The sequence below is a fragment of the Collinsella aerofaciens genome, from assembly GCF_039752955.1.
GTDB classification, from domain to species: Bacteria; Actinomycetota; Coriobacteriia; order Coriobacteriales; family Coriobacteriaceae; genus Collinsella; species Collinsella aerofaciens_BI.
Genome location: NZ_JBDMHB010000009.1, coordinates 1 through 22,665 on the forward strand (window position 1 = coordinate 1; position 22,665 = coordinate 22,665).

At 56.9% G+C, this 22,665-nt stretch carries 20 protein-coding genes, 1 tRNA gene and 1 pseudogene; 1 reads left to right on the forward strand and 21 read right to left on the reverse strand.

All coding sequences use genetic code 11. The features are described from left to right. Positions 1-18 precede the first annotated feature (18 nt). The 21 genes and pseudogenes from rfbB to ABHR75_RS03645 all read right to left on the reverse strand — a co-directional run bounded on the left by rfbB (position 19) and on the right by ABHR75_RS03645 (position 19,989). A complete protein-coding gene (gene rfbB / locus ABHR75_RS03550; RefSeq protein WP_346963646.1) occupies positions 19-1,041 on the reverse strand; it encodes a dTDP-glucose 4,6-dehydratase in 1,023 nt (340 codons plus the stop codon). 24 nt (positions 1,042-1,065) lie between these two features. Continuing rightward, complete coding sequence (rfbA, locus tag ABHR75_RS03555) at positions 1,066-1,965, reverse strand: glucose-1-phosphate thymidylyltransferase RfbA (RefSeq protein WP_346963647.1); 900 nt, start codon at positions 1,963-1,965, stop codon at positions 1,066-1,068. A 311-nt stretch (positions 1,966-2,276) separates the two neighbouring features. Continuing rightward, entirely contained in the window at positions 2,277-2,948 is a 672-nt protein-coding gene (locus ABHR75_RS03560) for an acyltransferase family protein (RefSeq protein ID WP_271740314.1), read from the reverse strand. Further along, positions 2,875-3,261 carry a hypothetical protein gene (locus tag ABHR75_RS03565; RefSeq protein WP_195503353.1) on the reverse strand — a complete coding sequence of 129 codons (387 nt, stop codon included), beginning with the start codon at positions 3,259-3,261 and terminating at the stop codon, positions 2,875-2,877. The genes ABHR75_RS03560 and ABHR75_RS03565 overlap by 74 nt, the downstream gene beginning before the upstream one ends. Continuing rightward, positions 3,262-4,479 (reverse strand): Coenzyme F420 hydrogenase/dehydrogenase, beta subunit C-terminal domain, encoded by a 1,218-nt coding sequence (locus tag ABHR75_RS03570; RefSeq protein ID WP_052044165.1) that lies wholly within the window; start codon positions 4,477-4,479, stop codon positions 3,262-3,264. It abuts the gene before it with no gap. 8 nt (positions 4,480-4,487) lie between these two features. Then, positions 4,488-5,993, reverse strand: a complete 1,506-nt coding sequence (locus ABHR75_RS03575) for a lipopolysaccharide biosynthesis protein (protein WP_052044164.1) — start codon at positions 5,991-5,993, stop codon at positions 4,488-4,490. After that, complete coding sequence (locus ABHR75_RS03580; protein WP_117774364.1) at positions 5,986-7,059, reverse strand: polysaccharide pyruvyl transferase family protein; 1,074 nt, start codon at positions 7,057-7,059, stop codon at positions 5,986-5,988. Before ABHR75_RS03580 ends, ABHR75_RS03575 begins: the two co-directional genes overlap by 8 nt. A 2-nt stretch (positions 7,060-7,061) precedes the next feature. Further along, a complete protein-coding gene (locus ABHR75_RS03585; protein WP_117786263.1) occupies positions 7,062-8,336 on the reverse strand; it encodes a hypothetical protein in 1,275 nt (424 codons plus the stop codon). A 94-nt stretch (positions 8,337-8,430) separates the two neighbouring features. Further along, complete coding sequence (locus ABHR75_RS03590) at positions 8,431-9,708, reverse strand: glycosyltransferase family protein (RefSeq protein ID WP_346963648.1); 1,278 nt, start codon at positions 9,706-9,708, stop codon at positions 8,431-8,433. Between the two features lies 1 nt (position 9,709). Beyond that, positions 9,710-10,648: a glycosyltransferase gene (locus ABHR75_RS03595; RefSeq protein WP_082421944.1), complete on the reverse strand. Its 939-nt coding sequence runs from the start codon at positions 10,646-10,648 to the stop codon at positions 9,710-9,712. Between the two features lie 46 nt (positions 10,649-10,694). Continuing rightward, the gene (locus tag ABHR75_RS03600) at positions 10,695-11,525 is read right to left on the reverse strand and encodes a Coenzyme F420 hydrogenase/dehydrogenase, beta subunit C-terminal domain (RefSeq protein ID WP_233540610.1); all 831 of its coding nucleotides are present in this window, start codon (positions 11,523-11,525) and stop codon (positions 10,695-10,697) included. A gap of 117 nt (positions 11,526-11,642) precedes the next feature. Continuing rightward, positions 11,643-11,783: pseudogene (locus tag ABHR75_RS09965) on the reverse strand (4Fe-4S dicluster domain-containing protein); the annotation flags it as partial. Positions 11,784-11,826: 43 nt separating this feature from the next. Continuing rightward, a complete protein-coding gene (locus tag ABHR75_RS03605; protein WP_035138275.1) occupies positions 11,827-12,930 on the reverse strand; it encodes a polysaccharide pyruvyl transferase family protein in 1,104 nt (367 codons plus the stop codon). Positions 12,931-13,002: 72 nt separating this feature from the next. Beyond that, entirely contained in the window at positions 13,003-14,139 is a 1,137-nt protein-coding gene (locus tag ABHR75_RS03610) for a radical SAM protein (protein ID WP_346963649.1), read from the reverse strand. 3 nt (positions 14,140-14,142) lie between these two features. After that, positions 14,143-15,426, reverse strand: a complete 1,284-nt coding sequence (locus tag ABHR75_RS03615) for a glycosyltransferase family 4 protein (protein ID WP_117797925.1) — start codon at positions 15,424-15,426, stop codon at positions 14,143-14,145. Continuing rightward, positions 15,426-16,529 carry a glycosyltransferase family 4 protein gene (locus tag ABHR75_RS03620; protein WP_346963650.1) on the reverse strand — a complete coding sequence of 368 codons (1,104 nt, stop codon included), beginning with the start codon at positions 16,527-16,529 and terminating at the stop codon, positions 15,426-15,428. Before ABHR75_RS03620 ends, ABHR75_RS03615 begins: the two co-directional genes overlap by 1 nt. 1 nt (position 16,530) lies before the next feature. After that, a complete protein-coding gene (locus tag ABHR75_RS03625; protein ID WP_199576402.1) occupies positions 16,531-17,325 on the reverse strand; it encodes a sugar transferase in 795 nt (264 codons plus the stop codon). Positions 17,326-17,378: 53 nt separating this feature from the next. Further along, positions 17,379-17,924 carry an antiterminator LoaP gene (gene loaP / locus ABHR75_RS03630; RefSeq protein WP_346963651.1) on the reverse strand — a complete coding sequence of 182 codons (546 nt, stop codon included), beginning with the start codon at positions 17,922-17,924 and terminating at the stop codon, positions 17,379-17,381. Positions 17,925-18,472: 548 nt separating this feature from the next. Continuing rightward, positions 18,473-18,548: transfer RNA gene (locus tag ABHR75_RS03635), tRNA-Ala, on the reverse strand. A 97-nt stretch (positions 18,549-18,645) separates the two neighbouring features. After that, a complete protein-coding gene (locus ABHR75_RS03640) occupies positions 18,646-19,290 on the reverse strand; it encodes a thiamine diphosphokinase (RefSeq protein ID WP_346963652.1) in 645 nt (214 codons plus the stop codon). 9 nt (positions 19,291-19,299) lie between these two features. Then, positions 19,300-19,989, reverse strand: a complete 690-nt coding sequence (locus ABHR75_RS03645; protein ID WP_346963653.1) for an HAD family hydrolase — start codon at positions 19,987-19,989, stop codon at positions 19,300-19,302. Positions 19,990-20,320: 331 nt separating this feature from the next. Here ABHR75_RS03645 and glgB point away from each other — a divergent pair, with 331 nt between their 5' ends. Continuing rightward, positions 20,321-22,597, forward strand: a complete 2,277-nt coding sequence (glgB, locus tag ABHR75_RS03650; protein WP_346963654.1) for a 1,4-alpha-glucan branching protein GlgB — start codon at positions 20,321-20,323, stop codon at positions 22,595-22,597. Positions 22,598-22,665: the final 68 nt, after the last annotated feature.

Here is a 22,665-nt window from a genome sequence, read left to right on the forward strand (position 1 = left end):
GCCATGTCTCTCCTCTCCCTACTGCCCCTGCGCGCGGTAGCGGGCCTCGGTGGCCTCCTTGGCCGGGCGCCACCAGGCCTCGTTGGCGACGTACCAGTCGATGGTGGCCCTGAGGCCCTCGGCGAAGTCGGTGTGCGTCGGGCGCCAGCCGAGCTCGGTCTGCAGCTTGGTGGAGTCGATGGCGTAGCGGCGATCGTGGCCGGGGCGGTCGGCGACCCAGTCGAAGTCCTCGGGGTCGCGTCCCATGGCCGCAAGGATCATGCGCAGGACCGTGATGTTGTTCTTCTCCCCATTTGCGCCGATGAGGTAGGTCTCCCCCATCCGGCCCTTGGTGAGGATGTCCCAGACGGCAGAGGAGTGGTCCTCGGTGTGGATCCAGTCGCGGACGTTCTCGCCGCGGCCGTAGAGCTTGGGGCGCACGCCGTCGATGATGTTGGTGATCTGCCTGGGGATGAACTTCTCCACGTGCTGGTAGGGGCCGTAGTTGTTGGAGCAGTTGGAGATGGTGGTTCGCAGCCCGTAGGTGCGGGTCCAGGCGCGCACGAGCATGTCGGAGGACGCCTTGGTGGAGCTGTACGGCGAGGACGGGCGGTACGGCGTCTCCTCGGTGAACTTGGCGGGATCGTCGAGCGCCAGGTCGCCGTAGACCTCGTCGGTGGAGACGTGGTGGTAGCGGACGCCGTATTTCCTCACGGCCTCCAGCAGGCGGAAGGTGCCCTCGACGTTGGTGCGCAGGAAGGGCTCCGGGTCGGCGATGGAGTTGTCGTTGTGGCTCTCGGCGGCGTAGTGCACGATGGCGTCGTGGCCGGGGACGATGCGGTCCAGCAGCTCCGCGTCGCAGATGTCGCCCACGACGAGCTCCACGCGGTCCGAGGGCAGCCCGGCGATGTTCTCGGGGTTGCCGGCGTAGGTCAGCTTGTCCAGGACGGTCACGTGGACGCCCGGGTGGTTGTTCACGACGTGGTGCACGAAGTTGCTGCCGATGAAGCCGCAGCCGCCCGTGACGATGATGTTCCTGGGCTCGAAGAGCTCTTCAGACATATCTGTATCTCCCATTGGATCGGATTAGTACTCGCGCGGGCTGTTGACGATCTCGCCGGCGGCGACCTTCTTCAGGTGCCGCCCGTAGACCGACTTGCCGTAGGCCTTGGCGGCCTGCTTGAGCCCCTCGGTGGTGATCCAGCCGTTCTCCCAGGCGATCTCCTCGGGGACCGAGACCGGCAGGTCCTGGGAGTGCTCCACGGCGCGGACGAACTCCGCGGCCTCGTGCAGGCTCTCCATGGTGCCGGTGTCCAGCCACGCGTACCCGCGGCCCAGCGTCACGACGGACAGCGTCCCCTCCTCCAGGTACATCTGGTTGAGCGTGGTGATCTCCAGCTCGCCTCGGGCGGAGGGCTCCACCCTATGCGCCTTGGCGGCCACGTCGCCCGGGTAGAAGTACAGGCCGGTGACGGCGTAGGAGCTCTTGGGCTCGGCTGGCTTCTCCTCGATGGAGACGGCCCTCCCCTCGCCGTCGAACTCCACGACGCCGAAGCGCTCGGGGTCGTCCACGTGGTAGCCGAAGACCGTGGCGCGGCCCGACTCTGCGTTCTGGACGGCGCGCGTCAGGTGGCGCGACAGGCCGTTGCCGTAGAAGATGTTGTCGCCGAGCACCAGGGCACACGGCTCGCCGGCGATGAACTCCTCGCCGATGGTGAAGGCCTGCGCCAGGCCGTCCGGCGAGGGCTGCTCGGCGTAGGAGAGGTCCACGCCGAAGCGCGAGCCGTCGCCCAGCAGGCGCTCGAAGTTGGGCAGGTCGGTCGGCGTGGAGATGACCAGGATGTCCTTGATGCCCGCCAGCATGAGCGTGGACAGCGGGTAGTAGATCATGGGCTTGTCGTAGACCGGCAGCAGCTGCTTGGAGGTCACGAGAGTGAGCGGGTACAGTCGCGTGCCGGACCCGCCCGCGAGGATGATGCCTTTCATTTAATCTGTCCTCTACAATCGAAATGCGCTTTAGGTCGAGTGATAAATAAGACTTGGGTATCCTATTTTGCTAAACCCCCTCATTCTTAACGAAATAGGCAAGGTAATGACTGCGGAATATGGCTACCTGAATTGCCCCTTCCATTTTTCAATGCTCGACCAAGGGAGATTGATTCCGGTTATTTCAGGTTGGTTAATCCAATCAGCCATTTTGAGTAAAAAGTCATCTTCTCGTTCGAAAACAGGAAGTCCGGTATCTTCACCGATGATCGCGTGCCAAATGTTGGTAATGGACTCACTTTGCTTCAACGCTATGAAAAGCGCCAGTATCGAAAATCAATTAATAATCCCACAATGATGTGAATTCGTTCGGGCAAATAACGACCGCAAAGTGATACAAGCGAATAAGATCCGGCAAGAGTTAGCGCCCAAACAGCAAATGTCGAAACACCAAGTGGAATGACGAATAATCCAAGCAGTTTCCAAACGGCCTTGAGAACAAGTATATGGCAGAGGTAGATTCCAAAAGAGGCGTTCCCAAGGTCAACAAGCAAAGTAGAAGATAATCGCGACTTGAATGATCCCGGAACCGCCATAAGAAGCGCGATCACAGCTAAAAAGGTCGCGGCAGAACCGAGCTTAAGCTGAGTTGTGGCCATATTGAAATCGCCAGTCAAATACCACCAGAAGTCTGCGACCTCCTGAATTATTAAAAATATAAAGAGCACTGCAACAAGCTGAGTGGTTCGTCCTTCAATGAGCGCAGCCCAACGCCTCCAGTCGAGACCGAAAACATAAAAGATGAGCCACATGGGGCAGAAAACCTGTATTAGAGGCAATGCGATACCGGCAACGGCAGCGAGCTCCCTTAGAAGCAAGCAAGCCGGTGTCACACAATAGACAAAGAACCTATACCGTGAAAGGAGCCTGAACAGTACCGGAGTAAGCAGCACAAGCTGTGAATAGACCAATAGATAGTACATCTGAGCCGATACGGAGCCCACGGCGAACGCCAGAAACCCAGACGCCCATGAAGGGCGGGAAACGCCGCAAGATAGATAACGCTCCAGAACGCATAAGGTCCGGCAACCTTGCTAATGCGGCGTCGAAGACCCCCCCCGCATTAAATTTGCGCTCGTCGGTAAGAACACCGGATAAAAACAAGAACAACGCAACAGAAAAGTTGAGGAATGGGCGAATGGCGACCGACGCGGCACATTGAGGAAGACAGTGGATAAGCACCACTGCGGAAATCGCAAGCCCACGAAGAGCTTGAAGGTAGCGATCCTTGGCCATCTAGGCTCTCCTTCCAACGAGTCTCTTTAGTCGTCGTTTAATACCACCAAGCTTGCCGCGGACACGCTGCCAGAGAGTGGGACGGAAATCCCACTTGTCCATGAGATCTGGGATGGAAAGCCCGGCAGACACGTCGTTCAAGAACTCGTCGCGCTTTGGATAAGGCGTGACAGAATGGACGAGGCTAGGGTTGCCCGCGATTACCCCATCAAGCGTCGCCGGACCGTTTGCAGTAAGCCCAGAAATAGCCTCGAATGCCCGCACGCCCTTCTCGGTATTGCATAGGACGGCAGATACGCCCTTGGAGTTGTCGACCTCGGGATGGGTATTCTGGAACCCCCAGAAATCACCGAGCGTGATATCGGCGCCGCTGGAGCGCTTTGCTGGACATGCCAGACAGGACGAACGAAGGCTCGCATTGGCCAGAAACGCTTTCATGTACCAGTCTTTGCCGAATATCTGGGACTCGGTGTCCCCGGTGTTGTCTTTCTCCGCTATGTGCTTGTACATAGCGGAGTAAGACAACCATCCGGTTGTCTTACTCCGCATATTGACGTCGCAGACGTCCGACCCGAAGGCCTCACCACGGTAGTCGACCCAGCGCGACCAGAGCTCTGGAGACGGAACACCGTGGCAGATGACGTCGACGCCGAGGAAGAGGTCAGAGTCGGCGAGTTTCCCCAGGTATGAGCGCATGCCAGCCACCTGGCATGCAGTACCGGCAAAGAGCGCCGGCCTGCCTTCACGCAGGGCAGCGCGGACGCCCTCGAAGACGCCGCGGCCAACCGCGCTCTGAACGTATTTCGAGCGCATAACGGCGCCGAGCGCCGGCCTGTCCTCCACGAGCACGTGACGAAGCTCGCGGCAACCGTCCGTCCACGCGGCGCCCGCCACAACACCGCCGCGCGAGAGAGCGTCACCGGCGAGTAGACCGAACACGCCGCCCGACGACGATCTATCGAGCAAGCCGACGTCATGAGCCTTCGCCCAGAGGGCGAACTCGCACCCGTCCTCCCCAGGGGCGTTGAGCGCCGGGCATACGGCGTCGCACGCCCCGCAGCCTACGCACCCGGAGGCGTCGACGGTGGGGTGTAGGAAGCCACAATCATCGGGTTCCATGGAGATGCATGACTTGGGGCAGCGGGCAGCGCACGCGCCGCAGCCGCAGCAACGGTCGCCAAGCGAGACGACCCTCGGGGATTTCTCGGAATCATTCATGATGGACCCTATCTAAGGAACGGGAGACGAGAGACGACCGCGATACGTTCGTCCTTCGTTAGGACGGCGAGCCAAAGGGCTATGGCGAAAAGCGCGCTGTAAACGGCGCCCCACTCGAGGAACGCGGGCCATCCGTTGACGGGCAGGACCGCCGTGCCAGCGAGGCAGGCGACGGTGACGGCAGCCCAGGCGAGCAGCACCGGCAGGTTCCGCTTCCAGAAAAAGAGCATGTCGAGACCGACCCGCTTCTGGTAGTACCAGTTCATCCACAGTCCGTTGCCGAGCACGATGCTGACGACATAGGCGATCGCGGGGGCCCACGGCCCCAGCGCCGGGGCGGCCGCGGCGGTGAAGGCAACGTTCCCGACCGCCATCGCAAGGTAGACGAGACTCCTGGCGTGGTGCATGTTCTTGGCCCTCTGGATCTCGATGCCGACGTTCTGACAGAGGGGCACCATGACGGGTAGCGTCATGGCGAGCACGAGCCAGTAGGCCTCGGCGAAGCCCGGGCCCGCCCACCTCGTCACGAAAAACTTCCCGAGAATAGCGAAACCTCCGTACACCCAGCAAAACAGTACCATCTGGTAGCGGCCCACGCGCGTCATAAGGCGAGTGAGCTCGGCGTTGTCGTCCGAGGTGGCGACGATGCGGTTGACCTTCGGAATGAAGACGTTCGACATCGTGGTGGAGAGCGAGTAGAAGACTTGGCGGATGTTCACGGCCACCGCGAACAGAGATACCGCAGTCGCGCCCGAGATGGCCCCCAGCATGATGTTGGGCACGCTCTGATTGACCATCTCGCAGACCTGGTTACCGAAGATCCAGGCACTGAAGGCGGCGATGCCGCGCATGACGCCCCAGTCGGCACCCCTGAGCTCGAAGCGCATGCCCAGCACGACGATGGCGTAGCGCGCGTTGAGGGCGAGCAGGACGAGGTTCACCGCGAGCTGTGCTAGGGCAACGCCCACGGGCCCCATACCGGCGGCCAGCAGGGCCCAGGCGCACAGCGGCGTCGCAAGCGTGGTGACGAGCTGCCTGGTCTGCTGGTAGACGAAGCGCTCGTGCGCCGTGATGTAGGAATTGAACACGACGGTGAACAACGTCGAGGCGACGTTGAGCGTCATGATGGCGAGCAGCTCCCGGGCGAGCGAGACCTGCGCCTCGGTGAACCCGGCCGAGAACACCGCGCCGGCGTTTGCGGAGAAGCCCATGCCGAGGGCGACCGCCGCGGCTGTGACGGCGACGTAAAGCGTGAGGTACATGCCGTTCAGGTGCCGGATGTCGCGCTCGCCGCCGTGCGCCACCGTCTGCGTGTAGAAGCGCACGTAGGCCTCGGAGAAGCCGAAGGACAGGAGCGTCAGCGAGAAGACAAAGGAGTTCGAGCTCTGGAAGACGCCGTAGTCCGCCTGCCCCACGTAGGACAGTAGCATCGGCGTGTAGACGAGGTTGACGAGGTTCTTTGCGAGGATGTTGGCGTAGCCGAGGAGGGCGCCCGCCTTACGCTGGCTAGCCACGGGCGGCCTCCGAGGGAATGCTCAATCCACATCTATCGAGGAATTCAACAACGATCTTCCTCTGAGCTGCCAACCTGTCATACGCCTTTGAATAGTCACTCTCGAGCAGTTCCGAATTACATACGGAAAGAATTGACCGCTCAACGAAAGAAACACCCAGCTCGCTGGCTAGCGTGTCGAATCGGCTGCTCATGTCTGGACCAGTGGACTCACGAGGGCAATATATCAGCGGCTTCCCGAACAAGATCGAGAAAATTGATCCGTGATATGAATCTGTCGCTACAAGCTTTGCGTGACGGACGGCATAGAGGAACTCTGAAGGCCCGAGGGCGTAGTAGCGCGCATCCCCTAGTAAATCGACCCTCTTGCAGCTAAGTGAATCACAGATTTCGGCAACCCTCTCTTCGTAAGCTGCACTCCCGAGGAAGTACGTCAATACATAATCATTTGGAAGCCCGCAGTGCGGCTCTTTTTCATACCTTTCCCACCAGGAGCCGTCAAACATCAGTGTTGGGTCAATCAACACCTCGGCCTTTAAGCCGTACAGACTGTTTATAAGCTCGGCGCTCTTCTGCTCACGAACGGACAGCCTATCAAACCCGTCGAAATAGCCGTGGAACAGCTCACGCTTCTCCTCGGGAATCGTCGGAGCTGCCAAGCTTGGCGAAAAAGCAATGCGCTTTTCTCTTGGCGAAAACGTGAGAAACATAGTGGAGTTAGCGTCAGGGGAATACGGAGACCAAACTTGGTCGCTCCCAGCAACGAAAAAGTCATAGGATTTAATGTCACGTGGAGGGTTGGAATCAGATATAACCTCCCGGCTAAAGGAAATGTTACGGGAATTGAAATCCTCAAACGAACGATGCCTCTGGATGTGGGCAACGGCAAGCCCCTTTGGAATGAGCGAAGCCAAAGACTTGAGCTTGTATTTGGCAGATCTCGAGTCCTTCTGTCTGAACGTAAGGACATCTGCACCCGAGAGTTTGAGAGTTTCTTGGACAGCAAGGTTCTGGAGCCTCTGCCCATAGTTGTCCCCATGCGTAAATGTGGAAATGCCTATTTTCATGTTCAAACCTGTTCTTCGTCTCTATCAATAATCAAATAGTCTGCAGCCGAGGAATTCCACGACCAAGCCAGCGCTCCACAGAGCAGCAGTAGGCACAAGCAGCAGTTCACCCTTGTAAAGCACTGCGTATACAGAAAGGTAATAAGAATTGTTAGCAAAAGGAGCAAACGAACAATCCGGCCATTAGATCCTTTTTCCTGCTCCATAAACTCACTAACCACGGAGTGGAAAAACGCTACATACGCTGCCGTCTCCCAAACCCCCATGAGAATCAAGAAAGACCCCATATCCGCTTGACCAAAGTGGTTAAACGACATGAACCCGGACGCGTAGAAGCTTGAGGCTCCAAGACCCTCTCCGAGACTCCATGTAGCCGGTCTCAAGAGAGCGAAGCCGATGATAGCAATCCTCTCGTTACTGCCGTCGGCAGCAGTACCGACGGAAGCTGAACTGCCAACCATATCGAACAGACCAAACACTTGCGTATCCACGAGGATCTGGAACGCAGGCACCAAGGCGTATGCAATTGTCAGGATAAAATACAAGGCGACAAGCCAAAAGAAGGGACCCGAAACATCCGCTTCTCCTCTCATGACTGAAATAAGCCAGAACATCACTAAAACGAGAGGAAGGATTATGAAGAGCGCCTTATTATCGTTGAGTGTCGCAAGATAGAAGGACAGGACGATAAGGCAGACGTTGTAAGCGATGGCAAGGGATGGCCAGAGAGGACCCCGAAGCCTCCTAATCCAGACGAAGTTGTAGAGCACGACGAATGAAGTGTAAAGGGCCACCGCATGGACGGACGCATAAGAGAACAGGCCGGAGATATTGTCCTCGAAGTAACTGATGTCGTTCGTTGTCGCAGCGATCATCCCATGGGTAGAGTACTGGATAAACATGATCGCCATATTGAGAAGCAATATGGCGTTGAAGACCGGAAAACCTGCATCAAAGAGTCCAAGAAGAAAATCCCTCTTGTTAGTGACCAAAAGAAAGAAGTAAAGCGTATAGACAAACGGGTAGAGGAGCAGCAAAATATTCGCCCTAAACGTTTCCATATTGCCACCCAAGAGGGCACCAGACAGCCACCCTGCAACGGTAATCAGCCCAAGTAGTAGCGCTCTACCGCTATATTTCCATCCGGAGAAGAGCGCCCTCACGCAAATCATGCCGGTAATTACCCAGTTGAGGTATCGCCCCAGACCATAGTACTCAAGGAAGAAAACCTGCGCCAAGATACCTATAACGATCGTCGCATCCGCCAGGTCACCCATGCAAACGGTTAGAACGCCTTGCTTATTAGGGAGATACCAACGACCTCTTCGACCAGCCCGCTCCTCCGCTTTATTTATAACGAGCCTCGCATGCCTATGATCTTGCATTGAGTACCTCCAGCAGCACACGTTCAATCAGCCTCGTGTGCATGTGAACTCCCGTGTTGAGACCTACCGAGGAGCATGGAAGCAGGTCTACGATCTCATCTGAATCGACAAGATCGAGCGGACCAGGCTTTCCGCTCCTGAAACGATTGACCTCCCTGATAAGCCGGCTCTTATCCCTAAACAGCCCGATTAGCTCCTCCTCGTTATTCAGCACCAAACCGGACCCATGCTCAACGACAAAGTCGGCGACATTGCCTGCACATGCACTCGAAATCGTATAAGCGTTTGCGGAGTAAGATTCCATACAGGTGTAGCTATAGGTCTCTGGACAAGATGGCCACATGACAACGATGGCAATCTCGCACTCCCTGAGAGAGTCGGTCATGGCATTTGGGTGCTTCTCATCAAATTCGACAAACCGCTTGTTCATCCCTGGATACATATCGTTCGAGCTGTTGAAGACGAAGAACTCGTACTCTTGTTCATCGACCGCAGATACGAGGCGAAGCCAGGTCTCCCAGCCCTTTGTCTTCCTCGGCATCCCCAGAAAGGCAACCCTGATGCGCTCCCCTGCGTTCAGAGGACGTCTGTTGCCCAGATACTCTCCAAGCAGCTTTTGGTGCGGTATTACATCAACAAGGCCCTCGTATTGGGGCCTGAATGAGAGAAACCGATTCTTCGTATAGGTCGAAGGTGCAACAAAACGGAGATTTTTGATGGAGTCAAACAGCCCTTGGATCTTCGACTCCACACGAAGGCTGTTACTGAAGTGGGGGCATTTCTCACAGGGAGCGTCGCCGAGCCTTGAGCTGTCACAAAAGCCGCTCCTATTTTGGAGGTTATAGCTTGTACAACACAGGTAATAGTCGTGGAGAAAGGCCCTGACCGGTGTTTTGCCTGTAACTTTTAGCAGTTCGGAGACTTTCTCAAGGCTCACGTACAGAAGGTGGTGGATATGAAGCTCAAGAAGGCTGAAGCCGCTTTTTTGCCAGCTGCAAAGGGCCTCGCACACCTGGGCAATACTGAAAACACCAGCCTCCACCCCGTCGACCGTAACCCCGAATTCGCAAAATAGCATCTGGTCGTCCCTGAACAGGGTCTTCTTAACCGAGTGGAGATAGACGTAACTTATGCCGTGCGACGCCATGACCTGCTGACTCGCCATAATAGCCTTTGGGGTGCCGGTCTTGTCCTTGAGATAGTCGCAAAAGGCAAGCGCTAGGACGTACCCACTATTGTGCGGTTTGGGGATGCTTTTACTCATATCATCGCTTCCCAAACAAGAGGAGAGATCTATTGAAAAGGCCCTCCTGTAGACTGCCGAAATTCAGCCTCGAAGAGAAAGAAACCCTGCACCTAGCCATGAAAGAAGCGTCCATTTTCGATACCAACTCTCCAAGAGCACGCTCTGGAGGAAGAATGCAGTCGGAATAAGTTGAAAGAAGTCCAGTAACTTGCTTTGCAAGAGTAATCTCTCGCGGATGACAAAAACTATTGATTTTCTCAATCACTTTAGATGGTAAATCAGTACTCACACCGACCACATTACGACCATGCTGGCGATATCCCATATGAGGAGAAGCATCGAAAACAATCCGATAACCCAGCAGCACGCATAGATTAGCTATCAGCTTATCATGCATGATGACGGGATGGGGCAGCTCATGCAAGCAAACAACTTCCCAAATACGCCTATCAAATACTTGCGTACATCCCATAGGTGACCCAATGCAAAGCTGGTTGAGAGGGTCGTTATCTCGATAAGATATGCACCTTTGTTGCCCATAGGTTAACCGGCCCATCTCATTACCAGCTGAATCTACAAGTCTTGAATTGCAATGATAAAGAGCCAAATTCTCCTGCTTCTTAAGCTGTTTAATCGCAGTTATCAGTTTATCGCTATCCCAAATATCATCTTGGTCGGAAAACGCATAGTAATCAGCTTCGGGAGCATTCCGCAACAACGTCAAAAACCCTAAAGCAGGTCCTAGGTTTTCTCCTGTTAACAAAGTCAGACTGCCCTCATCTGCATAGCGCTGCAGAAGATCACGAGTACCATCAGATGACCCGTCATCACGGACAAAAAGACGTACGTCAACTTCAGCCTGCGAGAGAATGCTGTCAATTTGTTCTGAAATAAATGGGATGCCGTTGTATGACGCCATTAATACGACGCACTTTGGCACCTTGGAATTACTCAACATATGGATTACCTTATCATTAATGCCTAAAGCAAACGCTCTCGATGTGTTAACCCCTGAGCAAACCCAGTGCAAGCAGTATATCCTTGACCAAGTACTTGGCGCAGTCTTTTGGCCTCGCCCTGAGAACGAGTCGGTTAACCCGTACCCCGTTACGAAAGCCGTCCATAAAGGTATTTCTTTCTATAGGCTTCGTCGAAGGACGTTGAAGCTGTTCATTGTTGGCCACAGCTAGACCAGGATCAACCGGCAAAAGCTCAAGGTCCGTCATTTCTAACAGTTCTCGACCCTTGTCTGTCTGCACAAGTGCGAGGGATATCCCGTTCGCGACCTCATCAGAAAGCTCGCTACCCCATGAATCGCCAAGCGTAATATCGGAGACACGATCACCCTTGGCGTAGCGGCAGGAGTAGCAGCCTTCCGTATACGGTAAACCCGAGAGGAAAGCAATCGAGTAGCGATCGCGGACACCCGTCCTACCCACAGTTTCAGCTCCGCGATAGCGGAGCTGAAACTGGACTTTCTTTCGAAAGTCCAGTATCAGCTCATTAGACAGGTTGTTACCTGTCTCTTCCAAGAATCGGCTCAGGACCTTGGGGGACGGTGAACCATGACAGATAAGGTCGATGGTGTAAAGGGAATCGGCTAAACGGCTTCCAACGAAGTTACGCATCGCAGCAACCTGACAAGGAAGACCGATAAAGAGAACCCTTTGACCACCTTGCAGGGCCTCCCTAACCTCGCGGTACGCACCAAGCGGATTGCTTTTGACGTATTTGGAGCCTTGGGCCCTCCTCAAGTAATCCGCATCAGAAGTGAGGTGGAACCGGAACTCACCGCCCTCCTGTGCACATGAACACACTAATCCATTTGACGCCACAAACGCCTCCGAGATGGCCGTAGCCAGACCCCCGGACGAAGATGACATTCTGAGCGATGTATCTTTCGCCCACCCCTGTAGCCACTCGAGAGGACGCAACGAAGATGGGGATACCATCTGGGGACACGTTTTCTCGCACAGTCCACATCCCACGCACCTTGTAGGATCAATACGGGCGTTATACGCCTCAATCGTATCCTCAATGGCAATCGCTCCATGTCGGCATGAATCGACGCAGGCCATACAGCCAGCGCACATATCCTTCTTGCATACCGTCCTAGTGCCAACGTTTGACAATGCCCTACTCCTCAATCATGCTCTTGAGCTGCGCTAGGGACTTCTCCCTCTCCGCACCCATCACATCGTTGACCCGACCAAAGTCAATCTGCTTGGATGCTAACTCGACATCATCTAGATTCTGAAGCACTCTGTCCGTGAGGTCCGTGAGTCGCAGAATACTCACGTTCCTGCTCGAGGTTCCGTTCTTGGGCAGCACTTCTACCAGCGGCGTATTGAGATTTATGGCAAAAGCCGTACCGTGGAACGAGTCCGTGACTAGGCATGCTGCGTTGTCGACATACGAGAGAAACTCAGCAAGCGTCGGCAGCCACTTGAACTTGCCCTCGCGTGAGGCCTGGTGCAGGCTTGCGGAGATCCGTATCAGGGGCAAGCCAAGCTTTTTGGCAACCTTCACGGCGTACTGCCCCACCGTCGGGTCGCTGTGAATCTGGTAGACGAGGATGTATTCGCCCTTCGGGGCAGGTGCCGCCATCCTTCTCCACGCCTCGCCATCAAGCAGCAGCGTGGGATCGACAACCTGTCCGGCCTCTATGCCCCACGAGGCAAGCTGCTCGCGCGCGGCATCCTCGCGTACGAACACGGCCTCATATGCTCGAAGGTCCTCGAGAAACCTGGGGCGCACGCTATCCGGGATATTCTTCTTACCAAAGCTTGCCGCATATGAGATGCGCCTTGCGCCCTCGGGAGCAAACTCAAGCGCGTATGACAGGTCGTATGCGCCCGAGCTGATGGGACCCCACACCTGATCGCTTCCAGTCATATAGACATCGGCCTTGGGCGGATTAGCCTTCAGCTCCTCCAGGGATGCATAGTGAGGGCTCATCTTAAGCAGCTGGGAACGCTCACGCGCAAACCGCTTGCCCGCCACCCTTGTCTCAGGCTCCATCAGAAGTCTGTAGACAGACTTCTTCAACGGGTTCCCGTTCCAGGACGGCTTTGTCGAAAGAAGCGTCCTCACCTGCTGGGATACGTCCTCACAAGCAGGTACATAGTCCATAATCTCGAACTCATGCCCCAAGCTCTCTACCGCTCGTTGTGTCGCATATGCCTGGAGCAGGGAGCCATAATTAGAGATTGCGTGCCTGGTTATGCAGGATACTTTCACGTGTTTCCTCCGATTGATATCGAGCAACCGCTATTTCTGAATTTTTGCATTCGATTTTTCCACCCGGCTGCACTACAGCGCCTCCTCAGTCTCGTACACGTGCGCGTCGGCTCGGCTTGCGTCGGAGAGGCCGTCGTTGATCGCGGCGTGCATGTCGCAGGTGGAAAGAGCGTCCAGCTCCTCCTTCGTCACCTTGCCCGACTCGTAGTCGCGCACGATGGGGAGCTCGTGCATGTCGAACTTCTTGTCGGGCTTGAGCTTGTGCGCCAGCACCCACGACGCGGGTTTCCAGATGTACTTGTGCATGGCAGGAGACACGGAGCCGATCATCCAGCAGTTGCGGTCGCAGTGGCGCACGCAGCCGCGCACTTTCTCGGCCTGGGCGCTCTCCCACAGCTCATCCCAAGACTCGTCGTTAAGGTTGCCCATAACGAGCTTCTCCTTGGTGCCGTTGCAGGGCATGACGTCGCCGTAGGGGTCGATGAAGAACGTGTCGAACGCCATATCGCACGGGAGCAGGCGCTTCTGCCCATAGATGTAGTTGATGAGGCCCATGTTGAAGTACGCGCGGAACCACTTCTTGGGCTCGTTGGACTTGAGGAGCTCGTTTACCAGGTCCTCGAAGTTCTGGGCCACCATGGGACGGTCCTTGATGATGTTCTTCGCCTCGACAAAGTAGAAGCTGTTGTGCAGGCTGGCGGTGGCGAACTCCATGCCGAGCTCGTCGGAAAGCTTGTACAGCGGCACCAAGTCCGCAGCGTTGCGATCCTGCACCGTCATGCCAAAGCCCACGTCCGGGTGCTTCATTTCCACGAGCTTCTTGAGCGTCTCGTAGCCGCGGTTGAAGCCGTTCTGGAGACCGCGGATCTCATCGTTGGTCTGCTGCAGACCCTCGATGGAGATGCGGATTCCCACCTGGGGGAATTCCTCGGCAAGGGCGATGATGCGGTCGGTGAAGAAGCCGTTGGTGGAGATGACGATGCGGTCGGACTTCTTGTACAGCTCGCGCACGATATCCGCAAGGTCGGTCCTGATGAAGGGCTCGCCACCGGTGATGTTGGTGAAGTACATGCGCGGGAGCTTCTTGATCACGTCGAGGGAGAGCTCCTCCTCCGGACGGCTGGGAGCCTTGTAGCGGTTGCACATGGTGCAGCGCGCGTTGCAGCGGTACGTTACGATTACGGTTCCGTTGAGTTTCTTCTCGGCCATGGGTTAGGCCACCACCTTCCGGTCAATTAGTTCTTGATACAGGGAGACGAGATTCCGGATGTATTTCTCTTGATTACAGTTCTCTGCCACGAATGAACGGCAATGCGCGCTCATCGCGGCGTAAGCCGCAGGATCGGCGGCCACCGCCGCACCCCTACGGATTGCATCTGCGAGTCCTGCCTCATCGTGGGCTTCAGCCAGGAAGCCCGTTTCACCCTCACGTACCAGCTCGGGTATTCCGCCCATGTTCGTACCGATAACGGGCTTGCCCGCGGCGAGTGCCTCGAGAACCGCATATGGCGCGTTCTCGAGCCACTCTGACGGCGCAGCCGCCAGAGTGGCTCGATTCACAAGTCCGCGCAGGGCGTCACCGGTTTTATATCCAACCAGCTCAATCCTCGAGCTTATTTCGTTTGGCATTGCGGAAACTTTGACCTTCACAGCATCACATTCAGGGCCATCGCCTGCAATAACAAGACGCCAATCAGGGATCACCGGTGCCGCCTTCTCAAAAGCATGCACGAGCGTTAACACGCCTTTCTCGCGAGAAAGGCGTCCCAGATACAGCATGTAGGGATCTTCATTATTTTGGTTGGCAACTTCCCGTGACATCGAATCGGGATTCAGGAAATTCCGCATGAGGACAAGCTGACGCTCGGGAAGCCCCGCTTCAATAAACTTGTTCCGCATGAACTCACTCGGGCAGATGATGCGATCGAGACGTGAATAGGTTTTGTGCCGTTTAAGCCACTCCGCCTCAGCCACCGCTAACGCGCTTTTTGCGATCGAACCCTTTACGCACTTCTTCTTAAGGCAATTGCCAAAATGACCCCCGAGACACGAATCGCAAACGTTGCCCTCGGAATCAAGCATAAGATAGCTCGGGCAAGCAAGAATCAAGTCGTGCGAGGTATACACAACCGGCGTTGGATGCTGCTTTAGCCAAGGAGCGTCCAAGATGGAAAACGTAATCTGCCTATGAGTGAGATTGAGATGGATTACATCGGGCTGGAATTCACGGCACAGCGCATCGAACTTCTCGCGCGCCTCTTTGGAATACACAAGTGCCTGCGCGGCCTTCGCCTTATCGACAATAGAGCTCGGTCCGTTATAGTCGCGATTCGTTACAAAGTAACGCGACCACTCAGTCGGCTCATTACGCTCATCCTCCATGCTGAAGAAGGCAACTTCATGCCCAAGAGCGCGAAGACCATCGGCAAGAGCAAAGTAGTACGTCTCGCTTCCACCCTTGCGCCAATGAAACTTATTTACAAGAAGGATCTTCATTACGCAACACCCTCATACAAAGCAAGCGTCCTTTGGACGACGCTGTTCCAGTCATAGCCATTAATCGCGCGGTCACGTGCCATGGCGCCCAGCCTCTCCGCTTGGGCAGAATCCGCTATCAGGCCTTCAAGCACGTCGCGCAGCGCCCCCGCGTCTCCGTGTGGGAACGTGAGCCCGCAACCCTGCAGAACATCCGCGCACTCGGGAATATCCGAGGTAACGCATGCCGCACCGTGAGACATGGCCTCCAGCAAGCTCATGGGCAGGCCCTCAACGTCGGAGGGGAGCGCGTAGCAATACGCGTTGGAGTACAGCTCGGAGAGCAGGTTGCCCTCAACGTGGCCGGTAAAGAGCGCGCGGGGGTCGGACGCGGCAGCCTCTTTGAGCGCCACGGCGTAGTCGTCCGTATCGGAGGAGTCGCCCGCGATAACCAGGCGCTTATCCGTCTTTACCTGCTTGTACGCCTCCACCAACAGTTCCGGTCGCTTCTCGGGCGTAATGCGACCGAGGTAGAGGACATAGGAGCCCTGGGTGAGCCCCAAGCGCTCGGAGATCTCCTTCGCGGGAAGATCCGCCTCGGGAGTGATGCCGTTGGGAATGAGCGTAGCCTCGCGGCCGTAAGCCTCCTTGAAGTACTCCTGATTGCCCCGGGAAAGCACGATGAGCGCATCCGCGCACTTGGCCGCCGTCGCCTCGCCGAACTTGATGTACTTGGAAGCCAAGCCGCCCCATTTTGCACGCTGCCAGTCCAGGCCGTGGATCGTTGCCACGGTCCTGATGTCCGCGGAACGCGCAAAACGAAGGGGGACACACGGCCCCTCTGCGTGATAGTGAATTACGTCTGCCCCGTCTTTGATGGCGGCCCTTGTTGCGGCAAAGCTGCTCGTGAGCGCAGAGAGCCCCTTGATGTCCAGAGCCTTTACGGGAACGATGCGGTAGCCATCCTTCTCGTAGGGCTCGGAAGGAGCTCCTTCGCCCATACGGTCGTAGCAGGTTACTTGGTGACCAAGGTCTGCCATACGGCGAGCAAGCTCGCCTACCACCACTTCTACGCCGCCCTCGCGCGAACCCGTTCTCTTTTGGCCTATCATGGCGATGCGCATGCTACACGGCACCTTCCCCAGAGAACATCGTCTTCAGCGTGCCGAATATCAACCGCAGGTCCTGGCGCAGGCTGCGATTCTCTATATAGCGAAGATCCAGCTCAACCATTTCGTTGAAGCCCAGGTAGCTGCGGCCCATTACCTGCCAAGGACCGCTGCAGCCGGGTTTTACCGCCAGGCGCTTCATGTCGTGCTCGCTGTACAGGGCAACCTCGCGCGGCAGGCCGGGGCGCGGGCCAATGAGGTTCATTTGGCCCAAGAACACGTTGATGAGCTGGGGCAGCTCGTCGATGCTGTGCTTGCGAATGAAGTTACCCACACCGGGAATAATGCGCGGGTCGTGCTTCATTTTAAACATGGGGCCAGTGGCCTCGTTTTGGGCCTGCAAGTCCTTGAGCATTTGGTCTGCGTTGGGAACCATGCTGCGGAACTTGTAGATCTTAAACAGGTAGAACGTGCCGTCTTTGCGCACGCGGCCCACGCGCCACTGTGAATATAGGGGGCTGGCACCCGGGCTCTTTATGCAAATGACCACGCTCAGAATTACCCCGGGAATAAAGAGCAACACCAGGGCTCCGCCGGCGGCGACAATGTCCACCGTACGCTTAACAACGCGGTAGAGCCTGTGCCCAAGCTCGGGCTTCACGCCGGAGTTGGCACCGCGCAGCATCTTGTACGCTTCTTCGTTTGTAAGGTAATCCCCCGCAGCACCGGCTGCGGCAGTGACGGAATTCGCCGTGGCGGCCGTGCGCGTCTCCCGCGCGCCCTGTGCCATGGTCATCATCGTAGGCTCCAAGAGCCCCTCCCCCGATACTTTTTGCCTTCGGTCGTCCGCTTGCGAGCTTGCAGCTAGGCGATCGCTCTTCTGTGATTGCGCATAACGCGCTGCTCTTTTGAAAGCACCGCAAGGCCAACGCGGGTGGTTACGCGTCGGCCGCACAAGTCGAGCTCCAAAAAGGCAGTGCTCTTGCGTCTGTTAATGGTTTTGATAAGGGCCTCGTGCCCCAGCAGCGGGCCTGCCGTTACTACGACCTGATCTCCATCCTTTAGAGCCTCGCTCATGGGCACCACGCGGTCTCCCCTATTGGTAAAACTGCCAATGAGCTGGGTCTCTTCTTTTGCCAGCGGCACAAACCGACCGTCCTGGGAAAGCACCCGGGCAAAGTCGTCCATGCGCAGCAAATACTGTTGCACGGTGCGCGGATCCGCCGTATCGCAAATGAGATAACCGGGAAAGAGCGGCTTGGTCGTGCTGACCCATTCGCGGTGTAGCTTGATCTCGGTTTGATATTGGGGATAAAAGAGCTCCTGCATGACGCCAGCCGGCACCATGCGCTCGATGCGCTCGCGCATAACGTCTTCGCGACCGTTAGTGACTTGGATCACATACCACACGAGCACCACCCCTTGCTGTCTTACGTATGGCTCACGGGGTTTGGGTATGGCTACGCCAGGGCGCTTGTGCGCGAAGGCGCTCCATATTCAAACCCTGAGCCCAGTTAGACAAGCACGTGGCTCTGCCCCACCGTGAACGGTATGTATAAAAGCAGCGCTGAGATTGCAGGCGTGTATAACAAATTAACCTACAACCTCAGCTGGCTGCGTGCGAACCAGTCAAGCAAGTAAAAAACTGAACCGCACGCAAACAGCTGAGGACTGCTGCGTTTAGCATATTATTGGAGCTCGTGGCTTTTCTGGCACCGCCTTTACGGCCGGATGCTGATCGACCCTGCGCTTTGTGGTTTAGTGGAACCTGCGGCACAGTTGAACTCATGTGACTTGAAGTATCCTAGCACAAGGGTTTATAGGAACCAATTTAGGTAGTACTGGACAACATATCTATTTACAAAAATAGCGGGTTATTGCGCAACTTTTTTGGGTGCAGCTTGTTGGGGAGCTTGAAAATAAAAAAGCCACTCAATCGAGTGACTTTAAATTCACGATGGTGGAGACGAGGGGGATCGAACCCCTGACCTCTTGACTGCCAGTCAAGCGCTCTCCCAGCTGAGCTACGCCCCCGTGACGGAGTGATACTATAGGGGAAAGTCGCAGGTGTTGCAAGAGGGAATTTTGAGTTTGTTGCTCTGCTTAGGGGTTTTCCTCACGCACCTTTTCCTCACGCACGGTATAAATAACCGATTGCTACTCCCTGGTGGACGGTTATTGTTGCTGTCCTTCTTACGACGTTGCTGATGCCGGTGTCGGCTAGTAAACCCAAGAAGGCGTGGTCTAGTTCCCACTCTAGGCCATGCTCGCTGACTACGGTGTTGGGGGCTATAGCGATAATGGAGAAGGTTTTGCCCTCGGAGCCCTCGATGGTCCACGATTCACCTGCGTGAAGAATACGGGCGACAACCTTGTCTTCCTCGACCCAGACGGGAGCATCCTCGTAACCGGCAAGCAAACCCAACACGCTCAGTGCCATGTCGGGGCGGCCGCCGGAGGCACAGGTCGCAATCACCTCGGCACCCGGCCAGCGACGACGAACGGAATCGAGCGACAGCGCCAGGTCGGTATAGTCCTTGTAGGGGTCATGGCGCTCTACTTCAAAGTCCTCGGCAGCATCCACCAGCGCGCGGCCGGCATCGCTCACGGTATCGGCGTCGCCTACGTAGACGTCGCAGCCCAGCCCGGCGCTCAGCAGCGCATCGAGCCCGCGGTCCACGGCCACAACGCGTTCGCACTCTCCCGCCAGCTGGCGCAGCAGATCCGCACTCGCCACCACGGGCGAGCCGCAGACCACTAATACCTTGTCCGACACAGCCCTCGCCTACCCCTCAAACTCCAACACGCGGGCCAGATCCAGCTCCTCGTGGCTATCGATAAAGATCTCGCAGTTGGCACGAACCTCGTCGCGCTCCATGCGCCCATGCGGGTCATAGATACCCACGCGCTTAAAGCCAGCGGCGCCTGAGCTCTTAAGGCCAAAAACAGCGTCCTCAAATACCCAGGCGCGCTCAAACGCATGCCCATGGCGCTCCTCCAGACGGCTCAGCGCCAGCTCGTACACATCGGGGAACTGCTTGGACCGTCCGGCCTCACCCGTCGTCGTAACAAACTCCATGTAGCGATCGAGTCCGGCGCCGGCAAGCGCAGACCCGACCAGCTCGGCCGGCGTAGAAGTAGCCACACACATGGCGATGCCGGCCGCCTTCGCCTGCTCCAAAAATGCCAGCAGCCCATCGCGCGGCGGCACCTTGGAATAACCGTCGATAAGGATTTCACTCAGCTCGCGATACAGCTCCTCGCCATCCGTGCCAATACCCCACGTGTCGTGGTAGGCCTGGCACTCGTCCTCGAGCGAAAGATGCTCAAATTGGGCAAAATCGTCCACGGTCACATCTATCCCATGGCGGTGCAATAACTCGGGCTGGGCATAGGCCCAGACGGGGGTGCTATTAACCAGTGTTCCGTCGCAATCGAAAATAAAAGCAACACTTGGAGCAGCGATGTGGGACATAAACGAACCTTTCGATGTCAAATGGTAAACAACCTGCTAAAAACGTTTTACCAAACGTAAGCCTATCAGTTTTGAAACCCTAATTGGTAAAACTGTCAAGGGTTTTACCACGGCAATTCTGCCAGTGGTATAAACATGTCGCTTACCGATTAAACGCCCTCGCAAATCCGCTTTCGTCCATAAAACTAACGTACAGGTGTTATCGTAGTTTCTGCCGAAAGTTCCACCGAGCACGCGAGGTGGAACGAATCATAGAACTATCGCCGTCCCTTCGATTCGTGCAGCCTTGGACCTTTCGCATCTAGTCACCAAGGCAACACGCTGCCGCGTCATGATGGGATCAAACGTGAGCGATACAAAGCTAAAGCCAGCAACCAAAAAGCCTGCTACCCGCAAAGCCGCCCCGCACGCACCGGAGCTCTCCAAGGACGATGTCTACCTGTTTGGCATTGGCATGTGGGAGCGCAGCTGGGAAAAGATGGGCGCGCACCCCGACACGCAGAACCGTACGCGCGGCTGGCGCTTTTGCGTTTGGGCGCCCGATGTAAAAAGCGTCCATGTCATTGGCGAATTTAACGACTGGGATGAGGAAGCCAACCCGCTGGTGCCCGTGCATACGAGCGCTATTTGGGAAGGCTTTATTCCTGGCGCCGAGCAGGGCCAGCTGTATAAGTACCTTATCGAGACCAACGAGGGCAAAAAGCTCTACAAGGCCGATCCGTACGCCTTTAAGGCCGAGTGCCCTCCGGGTACCGCCAGCGTGCTGTGGACCCTCGATGGCTACCAGTGGAACGACGCCGCGTGGCTCAAGCGCCGTGCCGGCCACAACCACATGTCGCAGCCGCTCAACATCTACGAGGTGCATATTGGCTCGTGGAAGCGCCACGGCGACGCGCCGCAGGGCGAGCCGGACGAATACGGCAACTACCCCGGCCCCATGGACCCCTTCCCCGCGCAGCGCGGCGAGTTCTACACCTACGACGAACTGTCGGTTGAGCTCGTGGACTACGTGCGCGACATGGGCTACACGCACATCGAGGTCATGCCGCTCATGGAGCATCCCTTCGATGGCTCCTGGGGCTACCAGACGACCGGCTATTACGCCGCCACGTCGCGCTACGGTAACCCGCAGCAGCTCATGCACTTTATCGATGCGTGCCATGAGGCGGGCATCGGCGTGATCATGGACTGGGTGCCCGGCGGTTTTTGCGCCGACTCCCACGGCCTTGCCACCTTTAACGGCCACATGCTGTTTGAGCACGAGATTCACCCCAACTGGGGCACGCATAAGTTCGACTTCGCCCGCGGCGAGGTCCGCTCCTTCCTGGTCTCCAACGTGCTGTACTGGCTCGAGAACTTCCATGTGGACGGCATCCGCATGGACGGCGTGTCCAGCATGCTGTACCTCAACTTTGGCATCGACGATCCCGGCCAAAAGAAGTTCAACAAGTACGGTACCGAGGAGGACCTGGACGCCAGCGCGTTTATCCGCCAGGTCAACTGCGCTGTAGAGGCGCACTACCCCGACGTGATGATGATGGCCGAGGAGTCCACCGCGTGGCCGCTCGTGACCTATCCGCCGCAGGACGGCGGCCTGGGCTTCCACTACAAGTGGGACATGGGCTGGATGAACGACACCCTGCACTACATGCAGACCGATTTTCCGTGGCGCCCCGGCAACCACGGCCTGCTCACGTTCTCCATTATGTACGCCTTTACTGAGAACTTCATTTGCCCGTTGAGCCACGACGAGGTCGTGCACGGCAAGTGCTCGCTGATCGGCCGCATGCCGGGCGACTGGTGGCGCCAGTTTGCCGGCCTGCGCACGCTGGCTTTCTACCAGATGACGCACCCCGGTGCCAAGCTCAACTTTATGGGCAACGAGATCGGCCAGTTTATCGAGTGGCGCTACTACGAGTCCATCCAGTGGTTCCTGACCGAAGAGTACGAGACCCACCGTCATCATCAGGCGTTTATCAAGGCGCTCAACCACCTGTACACCGCCGAGCCCGCCCTGTACGAGCGCGGCTACACCGACGACGGCTTTACCTGGATCGATGCGGACAACTCCAAGCAGTCCATCGTGAGCTTTGTGCGCCAGGGCGAGGACATCGACGACGACCTGGTGATCCTGATCAACTTTGACCCGGCGAGCTACGAGAGCTTCCGCGTGGGCGTGCCGCGCGAGGGTGACTGGGAGGTCATCTTTGACTCCGACCGTCCCGAGTTTGGCGGCAGCGGCTATGCCGGCGATGAGCCCTACACCTGCTCGAGCGAGCCCTATCCCTGGAACGGGCAAATGGACTCCATCGAGATTAAGGTGCCCGGCCTGGCAGGCGTGGTGCTTAAGCGCCGCGGTCCCAGCAGCTACAAGCCGCCCGTGGTCGAGGAGCCCAAGAAGGCTACGCGCAAGCGCGCGTCCTCGGTGAAGCCCAAGCCTGCGGCTGCCAAGAAGGCTCCTGTCAAGGCAAAGGCTACGACGACCAAGGCCAAGGCCAAGACCGCCGCAAAGCCCGCTGCTAAGGCTGCAGCCAAGAAGCCGTCTGCCAAAAAGGCCGCTGCCAAGGCCAAGTCTGCTTCTGTTGAGTCGTCTGCCAAGGGTGCGTAACAAAGCCGTTACAGCTGTAATTACCCGCCTCGCCGAGGCGTAGGATACAAGACATAACCGTTCCGGGA

Coding starts and splice junctions, on each gene's coding strand:
- rfbB (WP_346963646.1), bottom strand. CDS start 1,041: ATGTCTGAAGAGCTCTTCGAGCCCAGGAACATCATCGTCACGGGCGGC.
- rfbA (WP_346963647.1), bottom strand. CDS start 1,965: ATGAAAGGCATCATCCTCGCGGGCGGGTCCGGCACGCGACTGTACCCG.
- ABHR75_RS03560 (WP_271740314.1), bottom strand. CDS start 2,948: ATGTACTATCTATTGGTCTATTCACAGCTTGTGCTGCTTACTCCGGTA.
- ABHR75_RS03565 (WP_195503353.1), bottom strand. CDS start 3,261: ATGGCCAAGGATCGCTACCTTCAAGCTCTTCGTGGGCTTGCGATTTCC.
- ABHR75_RS03570 (WP_052044165.1), bottom strand. CDS start 4,479: ATGAATGATTCCGAGAAATCCCCGAGGGTCGTCTCGCTTGGCGACCGT.
- ABHR75_RS03580 (WP_117774364.1), bottom strand. CDS start 7,059: ATGAAAATAGGCATTTCCACATTTACGCATGGGGACAACTATGGGCAG.
- ABHR75_RS03585 (WP_117786263.1), bottom strand. CDS start 8,336: ATGGGTGACCTGGCGGATGCGACGATCGTTATAGGTATCTTGGCGCAG.
- ABHR75_RS03590 (WP_346963648.1), bottom strand. CDS start 9,708: ATGAGTAAAAGCATCCCCAAACCGCACAATAGTGGGTACGTCCTAGCG.
- ABHR75_RS03595 (WP_082421944.1), bottom strand. CDS start 10,648: ATGTTGAGTAATTCCAAGGTGCCAAAGTGCGTCGTATTAATGGCGTCA.
- ABHR75_RS03610 (WP_346963649.1), bottom strand. CDS start 14,139: ATGGCCGAGAAGAAACTCAACGGAACCGTAATCGTAACGTACCGCTGC.
- ABHR75_RS03615 (WP_117797925.1), bottom strand. CDS start 15,426: ATGAAGATCCTTCTTGTAAATAAGTTTCATTGGCGCAAGGGTGGAAGC.
- ABHR75_RS03620 (WP_346963650.1), bottom strand. CDS start 16,529: ATGCGCATCGCCATGATAGGCCAAAAGAGAACGGGTTCGCGCGAGGGC.
- ABHR75_RS03645 (WP_346963653.1), bottom strand. CDS start 19,989: ATGTCCCACATCGCTGCTCCAAGTGTTGCTTTTATTTTCGATTGCGAC.
- glgB (WP_346963654.1), top strand. CDS start 20,321: ATGATGGGATCAAACGTGAGCGATACAAAGCTAAAGCCAGCAACCAAA.